Here is a 21,113-nt window from a genome sequence, read left to right as displayed (position 1 = left end):
CGTGTCACCATGGCTGCCGTGACGGGACCGGGCGGGAAGCGGCGACGGTGGGTGGTCGCCATGGTCGCGGCCTGGATCCTGGGGCTCACCGGGCTGTCCTGGTGGTCGATCCGCAACGACCCGGCGACCGTGCCGGAGCAGCGGGATCTCGGGCAGGCGGTGCCGGCCCTGCGGAAAGCCACCGGGACGCTGCTCGCGGCGGCGGACGGGCCGTGGGCGATCCGGCTGGACGCGCTGCGGACCGAGAAATGCCGGCTCACCCCGGTGCGGGACGGGCTGGACGCCAAACGGGACCTCGTCCTGTATGTGGGGGAGGGCCAGACCCGCGCCGCACTCGACCGGGTGGCCGGCGGGCTGCCGGACGGGTTCAAGGCCGGGGTGACCCCGAGCCGGGCCGGAAGCCGGCTGTCGTTCTTCGCCGACGCCGGTGACTTCATCGCGATCGAGGGCGAGGCCGGCGCCGCCGATCAGATCCTGACACTGACCCTGGACACCGGGTGCCGGCCGGGACCCGCGACGCTGGGCGCGGATCCGGCGGCGGGCGCGGCGCCGGCCGTGTTCGGCAAGACGGTCGCGGCGCTCGGCGGGACCGCCGGGGCGCCGGCGTCGGTACAGGCGGCGGCCTGCCCCGAGGGCGGAACGGCGGTGACCCTCGCCGGCGCGGGCGGGGCGAGCGGCGACCGGCCGCGCGGGATCCCGGAGGGCACCACGCCGCTGTGGAGCGGGCCGGACGGCTGGGCGTATCGGGACGGCGCCGCCTCCGTGGTGGTCGACGCCACCGGACAGAACCTGACGGTCAGCGTGACCACCGGGTGCGGCGGTCAGTAGACCAGGGCCTGCGCCCCCTCGGTCATGATCTCCTCGACGAACACCGCGGCCCCGGCGATCCGGATGCCGGGCAGCACATCCTGGGGAGTGATCCCACGGCGCGCCGCGCACTGGGTGCACGCGGTGATCCGGCCCGCCTCCAGCAGCAGGTCGATCAGGTCGGGTAACGGCGCGGCGTGCGGCAGGACGAACTCCGCGGCCCGGCCGGGCAGGGCGAACCAGGTCGACTCCCCGGTCAGCCACAGCGACACGCCGACCCCGGCGGTGGCGGCCGTCGCGGCCACGTTGAACGCCTGGTTGCAGCGCTCCGGGGCGTCGGCGCCGGCGGTGGCCTTGACGACCAGCAAACGTGCCATAGCGGCCAGCATAAGATGGTCCGGACATGGTTACGGAGATCGGGTTCGTGAGCCTGCTGGTCGCCGGGATGGGCGCGCTGGCGGGCGGTTTCGGTTATCTGGCGATTCGGATTTCGAGGGGGCGTTGGTGAGCGGCGAGACGGAAAACCCACTGGGCCCGCCGCCGTGGCTGAACGCCCCGCCGGTCGACGCCTACCCCTACGAGGACACGCACGACCTGCGGGTCGGCCCCGACCTGCACCCGTCGCTGCTCGGCCTGCTGCCGTTCATCGGCCTGTGGCGGGGGCGCGGGCAGGGCGGCTTCCCGGCGGAGGAGGACTACAACTTCGCCCAGGAGATCAGGATCAGTCACGACGGGCGTGACTTCCTGCGCTTCGAGTCCCGGTCCTGGCTGCTCGACGACGACTCGCAGCCGCTCGGCCAGTCGCTCACCGAGTCCGGCTTCTGGCGGCCGGTGCTGGTCGACGGGCGCCCCGGCGACGAGATGGAAGCCACGATGATCCGCCCGGACGGGGTCGCCGAGCTCTACCTCGGCAAGGCGGCCACGACGCGGCTGGAGATGGGCACCGACGCGGTGGCCTACACGCCGTCCGGGTTGCACGTGACCGGCGGGCACCGGTTGTTCGGGATCGTGGAGGGGGCGCTGCTCTACGCGCACGAGATCTCGATCGACAACAGCGCGCTGACGCCGCACATGTCGGCGCGGTTGCTGCGTATCGGCGGCTGAGATCTTCTGCTGACGGGAGGCCCGGCGCTGGGCGTCCGGGCTTCCCGTCAGCGGTGGTGCCACTCCGGTCCGGTTGTCCAGGCGCCAGAGGGCCGCTTGCTCAGGCCGTGCTGAACAATCACGAGCATGGACATCCCCGACCCACTGCGCCAGGCGGCCGTCATGGTCCCGCGGTGGGCTACCAGCGAGGCCGGGACCACCGTCGCGGACGCTGTCGACTACCTCGAGCACAACGAGTACGAGATCGCGCTCGACATCCTCACCGAACTGGGCGATGCCTACGCCGCCGATCAGGCGTTCTGGAACCTCCTGGCAGACGCGGCCACGGAGATGAACCTGCACCGCGCCACAGCGTGGTGTCACTGGAGAGCGGCAGAGGCTCTCCACGGCATCATCCGCGCGGACCTGCACCTGTTCGGCCCTGAGCAGCCTGGTGCCCGAAAGGCCGCGATACCCGGCGACGGCATACTGCGACCCCTGTGGAATCTCGGATTCGTCATGCCGGAAGGTCATCTCGACCTGCACGCCGCCCGCATCCGGGTCGAAGGGGAACCCCGACTGGAACCAGGCGCATGCGGATCCATCCGCCTCGCTCCGCTCGTCCCCGACAGATGGCGGCACCTGCGACCAGGCGACGAGATCACCATGCACGAGCAGGCTCCGCCGGCCGGAACGGCCACCATCACCCAGACGCTGTTTCCAGCTCGGTAACACTCGCCCGTTCGCGCTGTCGGAGGTCTGTCGTCCGGTGGGTCTTGTCGCCGGGCCGGGTTGCGTCGGCAGGACCGTTGTCAGGGACCCGGCCGTCCCGGCCCGGTCATGCGGCGGCTCGCTGACTTGTCGAGGCTCGACCCTGCCCTGGCTCAGAAGCCCAGCAACTCCAGCAACCGCGGCGTCCACCGCGACCGCTCCCGCACCACCCCGTCGAACGTCACCACCTCCGCCAGCCCCCGCAGCGACGACGCCAACCAGATCGCGTCCGCCGCCGCCAGCTCCGGCAGCGTCACCATCCGCTCCACCCCCCGCAGCCCCACCTCCCCGGCCACCGACAGCAGATGCGCCGCCGTGATCCCCGGCAGGATCCCGGCCTCCGCCGCCGGCACCGTGCACAGCTCGTCGCCCGCCAGCCAGACGACGGACGACGTCGGGGCCTCCATGACGTACCCCTCGGTCGAAACCCCGATCACGTCGTCGGCCTGATGCCGCGCCGCCCAGCGCCGCGCCGCGAAATTGGTCGCGTAGGACAGGGATTTGGCGGCGGACAGCGCCCACGGTGGACGGTTCGTCACGGAGACGCCGAGCCCGGCGCTGAGCACCCGCACCCCGTCGCGGCGTTCCCGGAGGACGGTCGCCGGGATGTCGGACACGCTGACGTGCAGCAGGCTGCGGGTGTAGATGATCCGCAGAGCACCCGTCCGCCCGGCAGAAGACGAGAGATCGGGACTTGGCGGTACGGGAAGGTCCAGCAGCGCCGCGGACCGGCCCAGCCGGTCCAGGTGCTCGGCCAGCAGCCACGGGCCGGACGGGCGCAGGTGCATCGTCTCGAACACCCCGTCGCCCATCAGGTCGGCCGGGGACACCAGGATCTGCTCGCTCATCACCGTGAAACTAGCGAACTATGCTCGTGGGGTGTCCGCCACTTCGCTTGCCGCCATGCTGCGTGAGCGCGGCCTGCGGCTCACCCCGCAGCGTCAGCTGATTCTGGAAGCGGTGCACGAGCTCGGTCACGCGACCCCCGAGTCGGTGCACAACGCGGTCCGTGAGCGGGTCGCCGGTGTCAACATCACCACGGTGTATCGGACGCTCGAGCTGCTGGAAGAGCTCGGCCTGGTCAGTCACACCCACCTCTCGCACGGATCGCCGACCTACCACCCGGCGGGCGAGGGGCAGCATGTGCATCTGGTCTGCCGGTCGTGCGGGTCGATCGAGGAGGTGGAGCCGTCGGTGCTGTCGCCGGTCTGTGATCGCCTCCGCGACGAACGTCACTTCCGGGTCGATGTCGGGCACGTCTCCCTGTTCGGGGTCTGTGGAAACTGCAAGGAGTCGGAGTGACCGTGGTCATGGTCGAGGATCTCGACCCGAGTTCGGCCGATGCCGGGGTGCCGGCGCATTTCGGTGACCCGATGAAGGAGCAGCGGCTGCTGGAGACGGGGGTCGGCCTGGTCGACCGGTCGCACCGGGATGTGCTCGCGGTGCCGGGTCCGGAGCGGGCCGGCTGGTTGCACACGCTGACCACCCAGCACCTGTCCGAGCTGTCCGCGAATCAGGGCAGTGAGCTGCTGGTGCTGTCCCCGCACGGGCATGTGGAGCAGCACGCGTTCGTCACCGAGGACGGCACCACGGCGTGGCTCGACACCGAGCCGGGGGCCGGCGCGGGGCTGTTGAGATACCTGGAGATGATGCGGTTCTTCACCCGGGTGGAGCCGCGCGACGCGACCTCGGAGATCGCCGTGCTGTCCCTGGTGGGGCCGGCTGCCGCGGATCTCTTTCCGGATCTGGCGGAGCCTCGGGTCGGTGCGGTGCCGGGTCCGAAGTTCACCGCCGGCACGGTGCCGGCCGAGGCCACCGCGATCTACGACGTACGCCCGTTCGAGGGCGGCCTGGTGCGCCGAGTGCCCCTGGGGGTGGATCTGCTGGTGCCCCGCCACGCGAAGACGTCGGTGATCGAGAAGCTGGGGGTGGCGCGGGCCGGGCTGTGGGCCTATGAGGCGATCCGGGTCGCCGCCCGGGTCCCGCGGCTGCGGCACGAGACGGACCACCGGACGATCCCGGCCGAGGCGGGGTTCATGGCCACGGCCGTGCACCTGGACAAGGGGTGTTACCGCGGCCAGGAGACGGTCGCCCGGGTGCACCATCTGGGCCGGCCGCCGCGCCGGCTGGCGCTGCTGCACCTGGACGGGATCGCCACCGATCACCCGCCGGCGCAGGGGACGCCGGTGGAGCTGGACGGGCGGGCGGTCGGCTTCGTCGGCACCGCGGTCCGGCATCACGAGCTGGGTCTGGTGGCGTTGGCGGTGCTGAAACGCACCGTGGCCGACGACGCCCGCCTCACCGTGGGGGAGTCGGCGGCGGCGATCGACGCCTGAGTCGCCCCGCCATCAGGGCCCGGGCCCGGCAGCGACGGTGAGTGGTGAGCGTGGCGGGCGCGGCTGCCCGCGTCCGCGGAAATGGGGTTGGGCTTTTGTTTTCCGCGCCGTGGGGGCGGTGGCAGGATGACCGGCATGACCGGGACCTTGATCACCGTCGCCCCGACCGGCGCGGAGAGCAGCAAGGCGGACGTGCCGGCTCTGCCAGTGACCCTGGACGAGCTGGTGTCGACCGCGAAAGAGTGTGAGGCGCTGGGCGCCTCGATCATCCATGTGCACATCCGGGACGCGGATGCCCGGCCGACCCTGGACCAGGGTCGGCTGCGCGCCACCGTCGCCGCGCTGCGCGAGTCGACCGGGCTGATCGTGCAGCTCTCCTCGGGCGGTGCGGTGACCGACCCGGAGACGGACCGGTTGGCCGTGCTCGATGCCGGCCCGGAGATGGCCTCCTGCACGATGGGCACCGTCAACTTCGGTGACGGCGTCTTCCTGAACCGCTGGTCGTTCATCGTCGACCTGCACACCCGCATGCAGGAGCGGGGCATCGTGCCGGAGTACGAGATCTTCGACCTGGGTCAGCTGACCACCCTGCAGCGGCTGCTCGGCAAGTACGGGCTGCCGGCCGGCGGGCACGTGCACCTCGACCTGGTGATGGGTGTGCCGGGCGGGATGCCCGGGACGGCGGCCGCCCTGGTCGCCTGCGAGCAGGCGATCCGTGACCTGCCGGCCGGCACCACGTTCTCGGCGACCGGAATCGGTCGCGGCACGATCCCGGTGATGCTGGCTTCGCTGTCCGCCGGCGGGCACCTGCGGGTCGGCATGGAGGACACGATCACGTACGCCAAGGGCCGCCCGGTCGAGTCCAACATGCAGCTGGTCGCCCGCGCGGTCGGCTTCGCGCAGCTCGCCCAGCGCCCGCCGCTGACCCCGGCGCAGGCCCGCGAGCTGCTCGGGGTGCCGGCCCGGTGACCGTGGTCGCGGAGGTGGTCCGCTCCGGCTTCGTGGAGAGCGTGCACCACGGCATCGTCGCGTTCGCCGACCGCCCCGGCGTCGGGGACACCACCGGCCCGTTCTTCCCGCGGTCGTCGAACAAGCCGCTGCAGACCGTCGGCATGCTGCGCAGTGGTCTGGTGCCGCGCGAGGAGACCGACCTCGCGATGATCAGTGCCAGTCACGACGGCGAGCCGTTTCACGTGGATCGGGTGCTCGGCATCCTGGCCGCGGCCGGTCTGGACCCGGCGGCGCTGGGCTGCCCGGCGCAGCTGCCGATGGGCGAGCCGGCCCGGGAGGCCTGGCTGCGCGGTGGTGGCGACCCGGAGCGGATCCTGATGAACTGCTCCGGCAAGCACGCCGGGATGCTCGCCACCTGTGTCGTCAACGGCTGGCCGCTGGATTCGTACCTCGATCCGAAGCACCCCCTGCAGGTGGCGTTCGCCGCCGCGGTCAGCGACCTGACCGGCGAGCCGATCGCGGCGACCGGGGTGGACGGCTGTGGCGCGCCGGTCCTGGCGGTCTCCCCGCAGGCGCTGGCCCGCTCGTTCCAGCGGCTGGTCGAGGCGGCGCCGGGCACCCCGGAGCGCCGGGTCGCGGACGCCATGCGCGCGCATCCCGAGCTGGTGGCCGGGACCGGCTCGCCGGACACCGTGCTGATGGCCGCGGTGCCCGGGCTGCTGATGAAGAGTGGCGCGGACGGCGTGGTGGCGGCCGCGGTGCCGGGCGCCGGCGCGGTGACCGTGAAGATCGCCGACGGCTCGGCCCGGGCGCGCGTCCCGGTGCTGCTGGCGGCGCTGCGCCGGCTGGGTGTCGAGCCGCCGGAGCTGGCCGAGCCGGTGCTCGGCGGCGGCGTGCCGGTCGGCGAGGTCCGCTCGGTCTGGTGACCCGTCTCACGCTAGCTCCTGCAAGCGTTCTGCTTGCAGGAGCTAGCACTGCGCGCTAACTTCGAGTCATGGCCACTTCCAAGGACCTGCCGCAGGACATCGGGACGTTCATCCGTGACCTGCGGCAGACCGCGAAGATCTCGCTGCGGCAGCTCGCCGACAAGGCCGGGGTGAGCAACCCCTACCTCAGCCAGATCGAGCGTGGCCTGCGCAAGCCGAGCGCCGAGGTGCTGCAGCAGATCGCCAGCGCCTTGCGTGTGTCGACGCCCGCGATGTATTTGCGGGCCGGACTGCTCGATGGCGAGGGTCAGCAGGGTGTGCTGGCGGCCATCGCGGTCGACCCGGAGCTCACGATCGCGCAGAAGCAGTCCCTGTCGCAGATCTACGAGACGTTCCGCAACGAGAACGCTCGCAACGCGGCTCCCGCCGAGTCCGCGCCCCCGACAGACCCTGCCGAGGAGACGAAATGACCGAGCAGACCAAGACCAGGATCCCGACCCCGCTGTACGCCGCCGCCGGTGCCGGTGACCTCGCGTACCAGCAGCTTCGCAAGCTCCCCACGGTGCTCACCGAGCTGAGCGACCGGGCCGTCGCCTCGCTGCGCACCGCCAACGAGCAGGCCGCCGAGCTGCAGAAGAAGGCGTCCGGCACCGACTTCGCCGCGCTGCGCACCAACGCCACCACGGTGGCCACCACGTTCGCCCAGGTCGCCCAGGAGCGGGCCGTCGCGGCGTACACCGCGCTCGTCGCCCGTGGCGAGAAGGTCGTCGGCACCGGCATCATCGAGTCCGCCGAGGTGGTCAACGCCGACATCGAGGCCACCGAGCAGCCGAAGGCCGTCGAGGCCGCCGTGCAGCAGGCGCAGGCCGTCGAGTCCGCCGAGACGCCGAAGCCGCGCAAGCGCGCCAAGGCCACCCCGGCGCCGAAGGCCGCCGAGTAAGGATCGCGACATGATCCGCGGGCCCCGGCATTGCCGGGGCCCGCGGCATAGACTGCCCGGCATGGGCTCTTCCGCGCCGCTGTTCATCTACGACGTCCAGTTCTGGACCGAGACGGTCATTCTCATCCTGGCCCTGCTCCTGGAGCTGGTGGCCTTCGTCCACTGCCTCACCCAGCGGGGCGCGGCATTCCAGGCGCTCGGCACCCTGCCCAAGGGGGCGTGGGCGGCCATCATCGGGGTGTGCGGCCTGTTCACCTGGTGGGGTCAGGGTGCGCTGGGCATCTTCGGGCTGATCGGGATCGCGGCCGCGCTGATCTATCTGCTCGACGTGCGGCCCGGGCTGAGGGACATCGCCGACGGCAAGGGTTTCTGGTGAGGGTCGCCGCGTGAGGGGACGCTTCGGGCCGCCTCCGCCGGACGGCGGGCCACGCCTGCAGCGCGGCGATCGGACCGGGCCGCGCTCCGGGCGGCCTACGCTGCCGGGTCCCGAGACCGAGCTGGTCACCCTCGACCCGGGCGTACGCCGACCGTCCCCGCGCCCGCCCGCACCCGTGCACGGTTCCTCGCCGCTGCGCCTCGAGCAGCTCGTCACCGGCCTCGGCGACCCCGTGACGGTGTTCGCGCACGGACTGGCCGGGGACATCTCCGGCACCCGCCCGCTGGGCAGCGCGGTGACCGGCCGCCGGGTGTTCTTCCACTTCCGCGGGCACGGCCGCTCCGACGCCCCACCCGGACCGTGGAGCTTCGGCGACCTGGCCGGCGACCTGCGCGGGGTGGCCGACCTGGCCGGCGCGACCCGCGCGGTCGGCGTCAGCATGGGCGCCGGCGCGCTGTGCCGCCTGCTCGCCGAGACCCCGGACCGGTTCGAGCGGATCGTGCTCTATCTGCCCGCCCCGCTCGACGGCAGCCGACCGGAGGCCGCGCTGCGCCGCCTCGACCGTCTGCTCGCCTCGGTCGAGTCGGGTGAGGCCGCGATGATCGCCGACGCGGTCGAGGCGGAGATCCCGGCGGCGGTGCGCAACACCCCGGCCGGGTGGGGCTTCCTGCGTCAGCGGGTCGACCAGCTGCAGCGCGACGGGCTGGCGGCCGAGCTGTCGACGCTCTGGTCGGCGCCGCCGCTGCCGGACGAGTCGCTGCTCAAGGCCTTCCGGGGGCGGGCCCTGGTGATCGGCTGCCAGGGCGACGAGATCCACCCGGTGGCCGGTGCGGAGCGGGTAGCCGGGCTGCTCGACGCCGACCTGCACGTCTATGACCGGCCGTCGATCCTGTGGACCGACCGGGCGGACCTCCGTGAGCGGATCTCGGCGTTCCTGAACGCTTGACCGCCGCGCCGCGCCGCGCCGCGCCGCGTCGCGTCGCGTCGTGCCGCGCTGCGTCGTGCCGCGCTGCGCCGTGCCGCGCTGCGCCGTGCCGCGCCGTTCCGGGCCAGACGCCGGGGCGCCGGACGGCGTGCCGTTATGTCCGGAAACCGTAACTTTTCCGGTCCGGCGGCGATGTTTCTGACGTGCGCTTGTCCCCTAAATCCGTTTTTATCGGCGTTCTGGCGATCGGCCTGCCCTTCGCCGTCGTGGTGGGCTGGGCCCTGGGCACCCCGGTCACCCAGACTACGGCCGCCCCGGGAACCGGCGGTGCCGGCGGCAGCGACGGCCTCGGCCGGGCCCCGTCCCGTCCGCACTACGCGTCCGGCGGCTACGGCAACCACCCGGCCGCACCGGCCGGCGCCGCGTCCCCGACCACCGCGGCCAGCACCGTGATCACCAAGACGGTCATCGTGCCCGCCTCCGCCGCGCCCGCGACCGCCCCGGCCACCTCACCGCCGCCGGTCCTCAACGAACCGCCGGTGCCGACACCCACCACGATCACCGGGCCGCCCGAGCCGATGCCGTCCGACAGCGCCTCCGCGAGTGCGGCCATCCCGGCGCCCAGCGCCTCCTGACGCGCGGCGCCCGCTGCCTGCCGGTCGCGGCCGGCGTTGCTTCGAGTGGCGGACGGGACAGGCACGACTAAGCTCCCGGATCGTGAAGGAAGATCCGAATCGGCCGGTGGCCGCGGTTCGTCAGTTCGTCACCGGCGCCGGCCTGCTCGGGCGCGGGCTCGGCCTCGTCCTGCGCAGCCCCCGGATGCTGGGCCTGGGTCTGCTCCCGGCGCTGATCTCCGGCGTCGTCTACACCATCGGGCTGGTCGTGCTGGTCCGCTTCCTGCCGCAGCTCTCCGAGCATGCCACCTGGTTCGCCGCACACTGGTCCGGCTTCTGGCGCGACTTCGTCGAGGTGCTGGCCGGCGCCGGCCTGCTCGGCCTGGCGCTGCTGCTCGGCGTACTCACCTTCACCGCGGTCACCCTGCTGATCGGCGATCCGTTCTACGAGCGCATCTCCGAACTGGTGGAGAATCGGTACGGCGGCGTGCCGGACGCCGTCGACGTCGGCTTCTGGAGCTCGCTGCGCCGCAGCCTCGCCGACTCGGTCCGGCTGATCGGACTCTCCGTCCTCGCCGGGATACCGCTGTTCCTGCTCGGCTTCCTGCCGGTCGTCGGCCAGACGGTGATCCCGGTCCTGGCCGGCGCGGTCGGCGGCTGGCTGCTCGCCCTCGAACTCACCGGCGTCCCGTTCCAGCGCCGCGGCCAGCGTCTGCGGCACCGCCGGGTCGCCCTCGCCAAGAACGTCCCGCTCACCCTCGGCTTCGGCGCCGCCGTGTTCGGCGCCTTCCTCATCCCGCTCGGCGCGATCTTCCTGATGCCCGCCGCCATCGCCGGCGCCACCCTGCTCTCCCGGCGGGTCCTGGGCCGCCCCATCGACATCACCACGGTCGGCTCCCTGTGATGCGGATCGAGCTCGTCGAGGGCGACATCACCACGCGGCAGGTCGACGCGATCGTCAACGCGGCCAACTCGTCACTGCTCGGCGGCGGCGGGGTGGACGGCGCGATCCACCGCAGGGGCGGCCCGGAGATCCTCGCCGAGACGCGGGCGCTGCGGGCCGCCCGATACGGCCGGGGGCTCCCGGTCGGCCAGGCCGTCGCGACCACCGCGGGCCGGCTGCCGGCGCGCTGGGTGGTGCACACCGTGGGTCCGGTGTTCAGCGCCACCGAGGACCGCTCCGAGCTGCTGCGCGCCTGCTACACGAACGCGCTGCGGGTCGCCGACGAACTGGGCGCGGAAACGGTCGCGTTCCCGCTGATCTCCGCAGGCGTGTACCGGTGGCCGGTCGACGACGCGGTCCGGCAGGCGCTGACCGCCCTGCGGTCCGCCCGACCGGAGCGGGTGACCACGGCGTACCTGGTGCTGTTCGGCGCCGGCACCGCCGCGACCGCCCGCGCCGTCGCCGAGGGCTCCGCCGAGCTCTGACTCGGGGACGGAACCCGGCCGGCGGTCAGGCCGAGTCGCGGACGATCAGCTCCGTCGGCAGCACCACCGAGTTCGGCACGTCCTGCTCACCGGCGATCAGCAGCAGCATCTGCCGCGCCAGGGTCTGCCCGATCTCGCCGATCGGCTGCCGCACCGTGGTCAGCGGCGGGTCGCTGTACCGGCTGATGTCGAAGTCGTCGAAGCCGATCACCGCCACGTCGGCCGGCACCCGGCGGCCGGCTTCGCGCAGCGCGGTCAGGGCACCGTGGGCCATCAGGTCGCTGGCCACGAAGACCGCGTCGAGCTCGGGGTCGCGGGCGAGGAGCTCGCGCATCCCGGTGATGCCCGATTCGCGGGTGAAGTCGCCGGTGACCGCGAGTTCCGGCAGCCCGGCCGCCTGCAGGGTGGCGTGGTAGCCGGCGAGGCGTTCGATGCCGGCCACCATGTCCTGCGGGCCGGCGATGGTGGCGATCCGCCGCCGCCCGGTCCGGATCAGGTGGTGGACGGCGGCCGCGACGCCGCCGGCGTGGTCGACGTCGACGTAGGGGACGGCGGGGTCGCTGCCGGCGGTCATCGGGCGGCCGCTGCAGATGACCGGGATGCCGCGGCGGGCGAGGGCGCCGGGGAGCGGGTCGGCGCCGTGGATGCTGGCGAACATGACGCCGTCGACGTGGCCGGCGACCGCGTACCTCTCGACGCGGTGGTGGCCGGCTTCGGAGCCGGTCATCATGAGGACGAGCTGTTTGTCGGCGGCTTCGAGTTCCATGCCGACGCCGCGGATGATCGCGGGGAAGAACAGGTCGTCGGAGAAGACCCGGTTCGCGGTTTCCGGCAGGATCAGGGCGACCGAGTCGGTGCGCTGGGTGACCAGGCTGCGGGCCGCCTGGTTGGGCACGTAGCCGAGTTCGTCGACGGCCCGGTTGACCGCCTCCCGGATGGTGGCGGCCACCGTGGTGGACCCGTTGACGACGCGGGAGACGGTTGCCCGGGACACCCCGGCGCGCCGGGCCACCGCCTCCAGCGTGGGCCGCTCCCGCGTCGTCACAAACCGCTCCTTAGGAAAGCCCGTTGCGCTTGATCACCTCGCGGTACCACTTCGCGCTGTCTTTGAGCACCCGCTGCTGCGTCGTGTAGTCGACGTGCACAATACCGAAACGCTTCGCGTATCCCTCGGCCCATTCGAAGTTGTCCATCAGTGACCAGAGGAAGTATCCCCGCAGATCGACTCCGGCGGCCAGTGCGTCGTGGCAGGCGCGCAGGTGGCCGTCGACGTACTCGATCCGGCGCCGGTCCGGAACGGTGCCGTCCGCGATCGGGCCCTCGGGGAACGCCGCGCCGTTCTCGGTGATCATCAGCGGGGTGCCCGGGTAGTCCCGGTGGATGCGGGTGAGCAGCCGGGTGAGGCTGGCCGGCTCGATCGGCCAGTTCATGTCGGTGACCGGGCCGACCGGCGGGCGGAAGGCGATGCCTTCGCTGCCCGGGTAGTCCTTGGCGCCGGGCGCGCCGGGCTTGGCCGACACGTACGCCGGGTTGTAGAAGTTGATGCCCAGCACGTCGAGCGGCTGCTGGATGGTGGCCAGGTCACCGTCGCGCAGGTAGGAGAGGTCGGTGAGCCGGGCGATGTGCTCCAGGACGTCGGCCGGGTACTCGCCGCGCAGCAGCGGGTCGAAGAAGATCCGGTTGGCGAGGCCGTCGATGAGGTGGGCCGCGGCGCGGTCGGCCGGGCTTTCCGGGTCGACCGGGTAGACCTCGCACGGGTTGAGCGTGATGCTGACCCGCTGGGCGCCGGCGGCCCGCAGCGCCTGCGCCGCCAGGCCGTGTCCGAGGAGCAGGTGGTGGACGGCGGCCAGGGCTTTGGCCGGGTCCTGCACGCCGGGGGCGTGGATGCCGGAGCCGTAGCCGAGGTAGGCCGAGCACCACGGTTCGTTGAGGGTGGTCCAGGTGCCGACCCGGTCGCCGAGTTTGCGGTAGACGACCTCGGCGTACTCGCCGAACGCCTCGGCGGTCTCCCGGTCGGCCCAGCCGCCGCGGTCCTCCAGCGTCTGCGGCAGGTCCCAGTGGTAGAGGGTGACGACCGGGTCGATGCCCTTGCCGAGCAGTTCGTCGGTGAGCCGGTCGTAGAAGTCGAGGCCTCGGGCGTTGACCGGGCCGGTGCCGTCCGGGCGGACCCGCGGCCAGGCGACCGAGAACCGGTACGAGGCCAGGCCGAGGTCGGCCATCAGGGCCACGTCCTCGACGTACCGGTGGTAGTGGTCGCACGCGACGTCGCCGGTGTGCCCCTTGTGCACTTTGCCGGGTGTTCGGCTGAAGGTGTCCCAGATGGACGGGCCGCGACCGTCCTCCCGCGCCGCGCCCTCGATCTGGTACGAGGCCGTGGCCGCGCCCCAGATGAAGCCGTCGGGGAAGGTGATCCCCGCACGCGCCGGCTGCGCCGACGTGGACGTGACGGTTGCCGTCATGTCTTCACCGCTTCCTTGATCCGCTGAACTTAACCGGTTCATCATAGGGCCCGACCTCCCCACAGCGGCGTCGTCCAACGGTGCGGGAACTCAGCCGGTGCGAAGAGCCTGGATCAGGCGGGGATCACCGCTCAACGCCAATTGGTCGGTACGTTTGCGGCCCATCAGTGCCAACTGCAGATCACTGGCCGTGCCGGTCGCCTTGGCCCGGGCGTGGTGATCGTCGGTGTCGAGGATCGTGCCGGTGTCCAGCAGCGCGATCCCCGCCCCGCGCAGCCGGACGAACCACTCGGTTTCCGCATCCGTGCCGACCAGGTGCACCACGCCGTGCAGGTCGGTCGGCCCCTGCCGTTTGCCGGCCGGCAGCCAGGTGTCGAGGATCTCGGCCACCCCGTCGGTGGCCAGCTTGGTCTCGATCGGGGTGGGCCGCCCGGCCGCCGCCTCGGCGTCCCAGCGGTGCACCGAGATCTCGTGTGCCATCCGCCGGTCCCAGAACACCGCCCGTTTCGGCTGCGGCGCCCAGTTCCACGCGGGCAGATCCGGGTCGAGCGCCTCCAGCGTCTCGATCGTCCCGGTCAGCTCGCGCCGGAGCTGGTCGAGGGCCTCGTCCCACTCCGGCCGGGAATCGGAGCCCGGGGGAGCGGAGGGGCGGTCGGTGACCCCGCGGGCGATCGTCGCCCGCACCCAGCGCAGCAGGTCCAGAACGTGGAACGCCAGGTCGGCGGTGGTCCAGTCGGGGATGGCGGGGACCGGCACGCCGGGACCGGTCTCGGCGACGGCCTCCCACAGGGCCGGCCCGTCGGCGCGCAGCGCCGCCAGCCAGAAATCCTTCGTCGCGTGCAACCTGTTCATCGCAGTCGTCTCCCGCTCGGCCGGGCCGCAGGTTTTTCACTCCGCCCCTTGAGCTTAGGGTGAACCCCGTGCCCGACGCATTCGCCGACCACCTGACTGACCCGACGCCCGCCGCGGACCGAGTGCTGGCGGCCTATACGACGCTACGCCTCGGCGGCCCGGCCGGCACGGTGACCACCGCGGTCGAGACGGACGAAGCGGTCGCCACGGTGCGTAAAGCCACTGCCGAGGGACGTCCGGTCCTGGTCCTGGCCGGCGGCAGCAACGTGGTGATCGGTGACGCCGGCTTCGCCGGGGAGGTGCTGTTGCTGCGCACCCGCGGGATCGAGGTGGTCTCGGAGAGCGCCGGCGAGGCGGTGGTCCGGGTCGCCGCCGGCGAGCCCTGGGACGATTTCGTGGCGTACGCGGTGGGCAACGGCCTGTCCGGCGTCGAGTGCCTGTCCGGTATCCCGGGGTCGGCCGGCGCCACCCCGATCCAGAACGTCGGGGCGTACGGCCAGGAGGTGGCGCACACCATCGTGGCGGTGCACGCCTACGACCGGGTCGCCGACGAGCAGCTGATGATGTCCCCGGCCGACTGCGCCTTCGGCTACCGCTCCAGCGTGTTCAAGCACAACGACCGCTACCTGGTGACCGCCGTGGACTTCCGGCTGGCCCGGGCGGATCGCAGTGCCCCGATCCGGTACGCGGAGCTGGCCCGTCAGCTGGGTGTCGAGGCCGGCGACCGGGTGCCGCTGGAGCACGCCCGGCAGACCGTGCTGAAGTTGCGGGCCGGCAAGGGCATGGTCCTCGACCCGGCGGACCGGGACACCTGGTCGGTCGGTTCGTTCTTCACCAATCCGGTGGTGAGCGCCGCGTTCTTCGCCGAGCTGACCGCGGCGCGTGGCGAGATGCCGCACTGGCCGGGCGCGGACGGCACGGTGAAGGTGCCGGCCGCCTGGCTGATCGAGCACGCCGGCTTCCCGAAGGGGTTCGCCGGCGCCGGGGTGGCCATCTCCACCAAGCACACCCTGGCGCTGACCCATCGGGGCGCCGGCGACACCGGTGCGCTGCTGGATCTGGCGCGGACCATCCGGGACGGGGTGCGTGACCGATTCGGCATCACGTTGCACCCCGAGCCGGTGCTGGTCAACTGCGCACTGTAAACCGGTTCAGCTCCACCCGAAGGTCTGGGTGTAGTACGGCGTCCCGTCCGCCGCGTACACGATGGCGGCGCCGATCGACTTCGCTCCGCAGTTGAGGATGTTCGCCCGGTGTCCGGGACTGTTCATCCACGCCTGCATCACCTCGGCGGCGGTCGGGTAGCCCCAGGCGATGTTCTCGCCGGCCGGGGCGCGGTATCCGGCCCGTTCGGCGCGCATCGCGAAGGTGGAGCCGTCCCGCCACACGTGGCTGAACAGCCGGGTCCGCGCCATGTAGTAGCTCTGCGCCACCGAGGCCACGATCAGCTCGTGGTCGACCGTGAGGCGGGCGCACCCGTTCGCCTCCCGCTCCCGGTTGGTCAGGCGGATCACCTGGTGCATCAGGGTGCGGGCGCGGGCCTTCACCGGGTCGACCGCCGGCGCCGCGGCGATCTGCGGGGTGATCGGCGCGGCCGGGATGACGGTCGAGGTCGCCGGATCGGGTGACCCCAACCGTTCCGGGGCGGGGGTGGGCATGCCCGGCGGCCGGGGCGGGACCACCGGGCCCTGGGCGTGCACGGCGTGCGGCAGGGCGAACAGGGCGACCGGCAGGGCGAGCAGTGCGGGCGCGGCCGCGAGCGCGGAGGCGCGGCGTACCACCTTGTCGAACACGGGTTTCCTCCCATATCCGTGGTGGACGCGATTCGTCCACCAGGGATATCGGACCCTTAACTTCGCCGCGTGTCACATCTTTCGCGGTATGGCGGAAATGTCGTACTGGAAATGAAATCCTGGGGGGATGGGCGAGCCGCCGCCGGCTCGCGGACCGTGCCCGTCATCGGCCCGGAGATCCTTGGGGACCAGCCCGTGTACCGGGCCTTTGCCCGCTAAACTGTCACTGTCCGTAAATAGGCAGTGACATCACGCTATGGTGTCTTTGCGCCTTTGAATATCTCCCGCCCGCGGTCGCGCGGACGGTGCCAAGCAGGACAACCGACTTCCCGGCGCCATGCGCCCGGGGATCGGCCGTGCCCGGAATCGGGCGCGAGCACGAGCTGGGGGCAGGGTGAGCACACGATGAGTCGCCTACTCGTGGTCGAGGACGACCCGGACATCGCACTCGCCCTGCGGCTGCTGTTCAGCCGGGCCGGGTACGAGGTGGCCCACGCCGCGGACGGCCGTTCCGGGCTGAAGGAGGCCTACGCCGAGCACCCCGATCTGGTGGTGCTCGACGTCGGACTGCCGGAGATGGACGGCTGGCAGGTGCTGGAGCGGCTGCGGGACGTGTCCGACGTGCCGGTGCTGGTGCTGACCGCGCACGGCCAGGAGGCCGAGAAGGTGCGCGGCCTGCGCGGCGGCGCCGACGACTACCTGACCAAGCCGTTCGCCAACAACGAGCTGCTGGCCCGGGTGGAGGCGCTGCTGCGCCGCTCGTCGAGCGGACAGAACAGCTGGGCCAGCCAGATCTACGACGACGGCCTGGTGCACCTGGACCCGACCAAGCGCCGGGTCTATGTCAAAGGCGACGAGAAGCGGCTCACGCCGACCGAGTTCCGTCTGCTCAACGCGCTGGTCCGGCATGCCGGAGCGGTGCTTTCGCCGAACCAGCTGCTGACCCAGGCCTGGGACGACCCGACCGGCATCGGCCAGGAGCGGGTCAAGTTCGCGGTCCTGCGGTTGCGGCGCAAGCTCGGCTGGTCCGACCCGGACGAATCGCCGATCGAATCGGTGCGCGGGTTCGGCTATCGCTATCGACGTCCGGGCGGAGAGGCCTGATCCAGGCCGTATCGGACGAGTCTTCTCAGTTGGCGCCCGCGAGGGTCGATGAGGGCTGTGAAGCCGAGCAGGAGGTAGACGTGGAAGACCTTGGCGAGATCGTCGGCGAATTCCTCATGGAGTCGCACGAGAACCTGGACCAGATCGACCGGGACCTCGTGAGCCTCGAGCAGGAGCCGGGGTCACGTGACCTGATCTCCCGCATCTTCCGGGCGATCCACACGATCAAGGGCACGAGCGGGTTCCTCGCCTTCTCCCGACTGGAGAAGCTCGCCCACGCGGGTGAGTCGCTGCTCTCCCGGTTGCGCGACGGCGTCCAGCCGGTCACCCCGGAGACCATCACCGTCCTGCTGCTCTGCATCGACGGCGTCCGCTCGCTGCTCTCCTCGATCGAGGAGAAGGGCACCGAGGACGAGGTCGACATCGACAGCATGATCGTCCGGATCAAGGCGCAGATGGACGCGCCGACCGACGGCGCCCCGGCGGCCGCACCCGCGGCCGCGCCGGCGGCGGCCGAGGCCGAGTCGCCGGTGTCGGTCGAGACCGAGGCGCCCGCCGCGTCGCGCCCGGCTCCCGAGCCGGTCGCCGAGCAGCGGCAGCCGATCGGGCAGATCCTGGTCGAGGCCGGCGCGGCCCAGGCCGCCGACGTCACCTCGGCGCTGCAGCAGCAGATCGAGGGCGACGAACGCAAGCTCGGCACGATCCTGCTCGAGGAGGGCAAGACGCAGCCGGCCGCGGTCAGCGAGGCGCTGCAGTCGCAGGCCCCGAAGCGGAGCATCGCGGACAGCGCCATCCGGGTCGACGTCGACCTGCTGGACACCCTGATGAACATGGTCGGCGAGCTGGTTCTGGCCCGTAACCAGCTGGTCCGCGGCGTGATGGAGATCGGCGACTCCGGCCTGGTGCGCAGCGCCCAGCGGCTCGGCATGATCACCAGTGAGCTGCAAGAGGGCATCATGAAGACCCGGATGCAGCCCATCGAGCACATCTGGTCCAAGCTGCCCCGGGTCATCCGGGACCTGAGCAACTCGCTCGGCAAGCAGGTCCAGCTGGTGATGGAGGGCAAGGAGACCGAGCTCGACCGCAGTCTGCTGGAAGCGGTCAAGGACCCGCTGACCCACCTGGTGCGCAACGCGGTCGACCACGGCATCGAGGACCCGGAGCGACGGCTCGCCGCCGGCAAGGGTCCGGAGGGCACGTTGACCCTGCGCGCCTACCACGAGGGTGGGCACGTCGCGGTCGAGGTCGCGGACGACGGGGCCGGGCTGAACGTCGAGCGGATCGCGCAGAAGGCCGTGGAGAACGGGCTGCTCCGGCCGGAGCAGGTACCGAACATGGACAAGCGCGACATCATGGCGATGGTCTTCCAGCCCGGGTTCTCCACCGCCGCCAAGGTCACCAACGTCTCCGGCCGCGGTGTCGGCATGGACGTGGTGAAGACCAACATCGAGAACATCGGCGGCGCGGTCAGCGTCGACTCGACGCCCGGCGAGGGCACCGTCTGGCGCCTGACCATCCCGCTGACGCTCGCCATCATCCAGGCGCTCACCGTCGACTGCGGCGACCAGCGGTACGTGGTGCCGCAGGTCGCGGTCCTCGAACTGGTCTTCGTCGACGGGCAGACCACCAAGGTGGAGTACGCCTCGGGTGCCCCGGTGTACCGCCTGCGCGGCAAGCTGCTGCCACTGGTCCGGCTGGACCGCGCGCTCGGTCTCGAAGTCGGTGGCGACCAGGGCGTCTACATCATGGTGCTGCAGGCCGACGGCCGGCGGTTCGGCCTGGTCGTGGACCGGGTGCTGAACACCGAGGAGGTCGTGGTCAAGGCCCTGAACACCAGGTTCAAGGACATCGGCCTCTACGCCGGGGCCACCATCCTGGGCGACGGCAAGGTCGGCCTGATCCTGGACGTGTCCTCGCTGGCCCGCCGCTCCCACCTGGCCGTCGACTCGGAGCGCGAGAACGTCGCCGAGAAGCGCGGCCCGGCCGGTGGTGGCACCGAGCGCCTGCTGGTCACCGCGGTCGGCGAGCGCCGGGTGGCGATCCCGTTGGACACGGTCACCCGGCTGGAGGAGTTCCCGCGCGACCGGATCGAGCACGCCGGCTCCCGCGAGGTGGTCCAGTACCGCGGCCAGATCCTTCCGCTCGTGCGCCTGTCGCACCTGCTCGGGGCGTACGGCGAGGAGTTGGAGGGCGACACCGTCTCGGTGGTCGTCTACAGCGAGGGCGGACGGAGCGTGGCGCTGGTGGTCGACCGGATCGTGGACATCGCCGAGAACTCGACGACGGCCCGTCGGGAGGCCGAGGAGGACGGTCTGGTCGGCACCGCGGTGATCCAGCAACGGGTCACCGAGCTGCTCGACGTGCGCCGGGCGATCCTCGCCGCCGACCCCAACTTCTACAGCGACGCGTCCGACGAGATGTTGGTGGAGGCCTGAGATGGCGAGTCGCCAGTTCGCCACCTTCGAGGTGGACGGGCAGCTCTTCGGGGTGGAGGTGCATACCGTGCAGGAGGTGCTCTCGTACAACGAGTACACCCCGGTGCCGCTCGCACCACCCGCCGTCGGCGGCCTGTTCAACCTGCGCGGTCAGGTGATCGCCGCGGTCGACCTGCGGGTCCAGCTGGGGCTTGCCCGGCAGGCCCTGCAGGGCCCGGTGATGAACGTGATCCTGCGCGGCGACGGGGAGCCGGTGAGCCTGCTGGTGGACAAGATCGGCGAGGTGGTCGACCTGGACGAGGAGACCTTCGAACCCCCGCCCGACACGCTCAGTGGTCCCACCCGCGAGCTGGTGGTGGGTACCTTCAAACTCGACGGGCGGCTCATGCTGGCGCTCGACGTCAATCAGGCGGTCGATACGTACCGCGCCACGAACTGATGTACAGCCTGGTCAGCGCCCCCGTCCTGGGCTTCGACCTGACCCGCCTGCCGGGCGGGTCGGCGGCGGCCGACGTCCTGCTGCGCGGTCTGCGCCTCCAGGCCGCCGACCTGCCGGTGCTCGCCGAGCGGCTCCCGGACGAGGGTGTCCGGGGTCCGCTCTGGGTCGAGGTGGAGAGCGCCGCGCGCCGGATGCCGAACCTCAAGGGCATGTCGAAGGACGACCCGGCGGGCAACCTGGCCCTGGTCGAGCGGGCGCCGATCGGCTCGGTGGACGCGCTGCTGACCTGCCTGCGCTACGACGTGATGTCGTGGACCTGGGAGGGGACCGGCCGGGACGCGCGGCAGACCGAGGAGGCGGCCGCGGCCACCGCGCTGCTCTGCGACGCCGCGGTCGGGTGCTACCTGCGGGAGGTGCTCGACGACGACGCCCGACGGCGACTCGGGGCCGGCTGGGTGGCGGCCATGAAGAAGGTGCCGGCGGGCGCGCCGATCGACCTGGGACCGCACCACTACACCGTCTCCGCCCTGTTGGACAAGCTGCGCACGCTGCGGCCGGAGGACCGAACCCGGGTCGTGACCGCCGCCGACGACGCCCGGCGCAACACCGCCGGCTGGTCGCCGGCCGTGCACTCGGCGTCCTGGGCTGCGTACCTCTCCGATCGGGTCCGCACCGCGGCCGCGGCGCAGATGCTGTTGGTGCAGGCGGTGGACACGGCCGGGATTCCGCTGGCCGACCGGGCCGGCGGGGTCTGGAACATGCTCAGCGGCGCCGTCCAGGCGCTGGTGGTTCGCGATCTGCTGGACACCGCAACGGCGCACCGGCTGCTCGCGCCGGTCGTCGCGGCACTCGGTCCGGCCTGGCTCGGTTGAAG

25 protein-coding genes and 1 pseudogene are annotated in these 21,113 nt (G+C 72.0%); 20 read left to right on the top strand and 6 right to left on the bottom strand.

Features of this window, described 5'->3' with window-relative positions; translation table 11 throughout:
- Positions 1-18 precede the first annotated feature (18 nt).
- The gene (locus tag ACSP50_RS39255) at positions 19-828 is read left to right on the top strand and encodes a hypothetical protein (RefSeq protein WP_231956808.1); all 810 of its coding nucleotides are present in this window, start codon (positions 19-21) and stop codon (positions 826-828) included.
- On the opposite strand, the gene ACSP50_RS39250 is transcribed toward ACSP50_RS39255, so the two are convergent.
- A complete protein-coding gene (locus ACSP50_RS39250) occupies positions 822-1,196 on the bottom strand; it encodes a DsrE family protein (protein WP_014694892.1) in 375 nt (124 codons plus the stop codon). The genes ACSP50_RS39255 and ACSP50_RS39250 overlap by 7 nt on opposite strands.
- 14 nt (positions 1,197-1,210) lie before the next feature.
- Here ACSP50_RS39250 and mtfM point away from each other — a divergent pair, with 14 nt between their 5' ends.
- The 3 genes from mtfM to ACSP50_RS39240 all read left to right on the top strand — a co-directional run bounded on the left by mtfM (position 1,211) and on the right by ACSP50_RS39240 (position 2,622).
- Positions 1,211-1,315: a small membrane protein MtfM gene (gene mtfM, locus ACSP50_RS44960; protein WP_043513072.1), complete on the top strand. Its 105-nt coding sequence runs from the start codon at positions 1,211-1,213 to the stop codon at positions 1,313-1,315.
- Entirely contained in the window at positions 1,312-1,911 is a 600-nt protein-coding gene (locus tag ACSP50_RS39245) for an FABP family protein (protein ID WP_014694891.1), read from the top strand. The genes mtfM and ACSP50_RS39245 overlap by 4 nt, the downstream gene beginning before the upstream one ends.
- A 126-nt stretch (positions 1,912-2,037) precedes the next feature.
- Positions 2,038-2,622, top strand: a complete 585-nt coding sequence (locus ACSP50_RS39240; RefSeq protein ID WP_014694890.1) for a hypothetical protein — start codon at positions 2,038-2,040, stop codon at positions 2,620-2,622.
- Between the two features lie 152 nt (positions 2,623-2,774).
- Here ACSP50_RS39240 and ACSP50_RS39235 read toward each other — a convergent pair whose 3' ends face one another.
- Positions 2,775-3,509, bottom strand: coding sequence for an aminotransferase class IV (locus ACSP50_RS39235; protein ID WP_014694889.1), 735 nt, complete (start codon positions 3,507-3,509; stop codon positions 2,775-2,777).
- A 55-nt stretch (positions 3,510-3,564) separates the two neighbouring features.
- Here ACSP50_RS39235 and ACSP50_RS39230 point away from each other — a divergent pair, with 55 nt between their 5' ends.
- From ACSP50_RS39230 to ACSP50_RS39180, 11 genes and pseudogenes are all read left to right on the top strand, one after another.
- Complete coding sequence (locus ACSP50_RS39230) at positions 3,565-3,963, top strand: Fur family transcriptional regulator (RefSeq protein WP_014694888.1); 399 nt, start codon at positions 3,565-3,567, stop codon at positions 3,961-3,963.
- 8 nt (positions 3,964-3,971) lie between these two features.
- Entirely contained in the window at positions 3,972-4,997 is a 1,026-nt protein-coding gene (locus tag ACSP50_RS39225; RefSeq protein ID WP_080128284.1) for a folate-binding protein YgfZ, read from the top strand.
- A gap of 135 nt (positions 4,998-5,132) precedes the next feature.
- Positions 5,133-5,966 carry a 3-keto-5-aminohexanoate cleavage protein gene (locus tag ACSP50_RS39220; RefSeq protein WP_014694886.1) on the top strand — a complete coding sequence of 278 codons (834 nt, stop codon included), beginning with the start codon at positions 5,133-5,135 and terminating at the stop codon, positions 5,964-5,966.
- Positions 5,963-6,874, top strand: a complete 912-nt coding sequence (locus ACSP50_RS39215; protein WP_014694885.1) for an asparaginase — start codon at positions 5,963-5,965, stop codon at positions 6,872-6,874. Before ACSP50_RS39220 ends, ACSP50_RS39215 begins: the two co-directional genes overlap by 4 nt.
- A gap of 68 nt (positions 6,875-6,942) precedes the next feature.
- Positions 6,943-7,329, top strand: a pseudogene (locus ACSP50_RS39210) (helix-turn-helix domain-containing protein); the annotation flags it as partial.
- Positions 7,330-7,340: 11 nt separating this feature from the next.
- A complete protein-coding gene (locus ACSP50_RS39205) occupies positions 7,341-7,814 on the top strand; it encodes a hypothetical protein (RefSeq protein ID WP_014694883.1) in 474 nt (157 codons plus the stop codon).
- 61 nt (positions 7,815-7,875) lie between these two features.
- Entirely contained in the window at positions 7,876-8,190 is a 315-nt protein-coding gene (locus ACSP50_RS39200; RefSeq protein WP_043513063.1) for a DUF2516 family protein, read from the top strand.
- Positions 8,191-8,200: 10 nt separating this feature from the next.
- Entirely contained in the window at positions 8,201-9,136 is a 936-nt protein-coding gene (locus tag ACSP50_RS39195) for an alpha/beta fold hydrolase (RefSeq protein ID WP_014694881.1), read from the top strand.
- A 182-nt stretch (positions 9,137-9,318) separates the two neighbouring features.
- Complete coding sequence (locus ACSP50_RS39190) at positions 9,319-9,750, top strand: hypothetical protein (protein ID WP_155123726.1); 432 nt, start codon at positions 9,319-9,321, stop codon at positions 9,748-9,750.
- Between the two features lie 82 nt (positions 9,751-9,832).
- Complete coding sequence (locus tag ACSP50_RS39185; RefSeq protein WP_043513059.1) at positions 9,833-10,633, top strand: EI24 domain-containing protein; 801 nt, start codon at positions 9,833-9,835, stop codon at positions 10,631-10,633.
- Positions 10,633-11,157 carry an O-acetyl-ADP-ribose deacetylase gene (locus ACSP50_RS39180; protein WP_014694878.1) on the top strand — a complete coding sequence of 175 codons (525 nt, stop codon included), beginning with the start codon at positions 10,633-10,635 and terminating at the stop codon, positions 11,155-11,157. Before ACSP50_RS39185 ends, ACSP50_RS39180 begins: the two co-directional genes overlap by 1 nt.
- A gap of 25 nt (positions 11,158-11,182) precedes the next feature.
- On the opposite strand, the gene ACSP50_RS39175 is transcribed toward ACSP50_RS39180, so the two are convergent.
- The 3 genes from ACSP50_RS39175 to ACSP50_RS39165 all read right to left on the bottom strand — a co-directional run bounded on the left by ACSP50_RS39175 (position 11,183) and on the right by ACSP50_RS39165 (position 14,468).
- Positions 11,183-12,202, bottom strand: coding sequence for a LacI family DNA-binding transcriptional regulator (locus ACSP50_RS39175; protein WP_014694877.1), 1,020 nt, complete (start codon positions 12,200-12,202; stop codon positions 11,183-11,185).
- A 10-nt stretch (positions 12,203-12,212) separates the two neighbouring features.
- Positions 12,213-13,616 carry a GH1 family beta-glucosidase gene (locus tag ACSP50_RS39170; RefSeq protein ID WP_052311831.1) on the bottom strand — a complete coding sequence of 468 codons (1,404 nt, stop codon included), beginning with the start codon at positions 13,614-13,616 and terminating at the stop codon, positions 12,213-12,215.
- 90 nt (positions 13,617-13,706) lie between these two features.
- Complete coding sequence (locus ACSP50_RS39165) at positions 13,707-14,468, bottom strand: maleylpyruvate isomerase family mycothiol-dependent enzyme (RefSeq protein ID WP_014694875.1); 762 nt, start codon at positions 14,466-14,468, stop codon at positions 13,707-13,709.
- A gap of 68 nt (positions 14,469-14,536) precedes the next feature.
- On the opposite strand from ACSP50_RS39165, the gene ACSP50_RS39160 reads away from it, so the two are divergent.
- Positions 14,537-15,613, top strand: a complete 1,077-nt coding sequence (locus ACSP50_RS39160; protein ID WP_014694874.1) for a UDP-N-acetylmuramate dehydrogenase — start codon at positions 14,537-14,539, stop codon at positions 15,611-15,613.
- A gap of 6 nt (positions 15,614-15,619) precedes the next feature.
- On the opposite strand, the gene ACSP50_RS39155 is transcribed toward ACSP50_RS39160, so the two are convergent.
- A complete protein-coding gene (locus ACSP50_RS39155) occupies positions 15,620-16,261 on the bottom strand; it encodes a CAP domain-containing protein (RefSeq protein WP_014694873.1) in 642 nt (213 codons plus the stop codon).
- A 405-nt stretch (positions 16,262-16,666) separates the two neighbouring features.
- Here ACSP50_RS39155 and ACSP50_RS39150 point away from each other — a divergent pair, with 405 nt between their 5' ends.
- The 4 genes from ACSP50_RS39150 (at position 16,667) to ACSP50_RS39135 (ending at position 21,111) form a co-directional block, all read left to right on the top strand.
- Positions 16,667-17,365: a response regulator transcription factor gene (locus ACSP50_RS39150; RefSeq protein WP_014694872.1), complete on the top strand. Its 699-nt coding sequence runs from the start codon at positions 16,667-16,669 to the stop codon at positions 17,363-17,365.
- Between the two features lie 80 nt (positions 17,366-17,445).
- Complete coding sequence (locus tag ACSP50_RS39145) at positions 17,446-19,800, top strand: chemotaxis protein CheA (protein WP_014694871.1); 2,355 nt, start codon at positions 17,446-17,448, stop codon at positions 19,798-19,800.
- A 1-nt stretch (position 19,801) separates the two neighbouring features.
- Positions 19,802-20,239 carry a chemotaxis protein CheW gene (locus ACSP50_RS39140; protein ID WP_014694870.1) on the top strand — a complete coding sequence of 146 codons (438 nt, stop codon included), beginning with the start codon at positions 19,802-19,804 and terminating at the stop codon, positions 20,237-20,239.
- Complete coding sequence (locus tag ACSP50_RS39135; protein WP_014694869.1) at positions 20,239-21,111, top strand: hypothetical protein; 873 nt, start codon at positions 20,239-20,241, stop codon at positions 21,109-21,111. The genes ACSP50_RS39140 and ACSP50_RS39135 overlap by 1 nt, the downstream gene beginning before the upstream one ends.
- Positions 21,112-21,113 lie beyond the last annotated feature (2 nt).

Origin of the sequence: Actinoplanes sp. SE50/110, assembly GCF_900119315.1 — a bacterium.
Taxonomy (GTDB): domain Bacteria; phylum Actinomycetota; class Actinomycetes; order Mycobacteriales; family Micromonosporaceae; genus Actinoplanes.
Note: the sequence above shows the minus strand (reverse complement) of the source record. Positions and strands in the feature narration are given on the sequence as shown.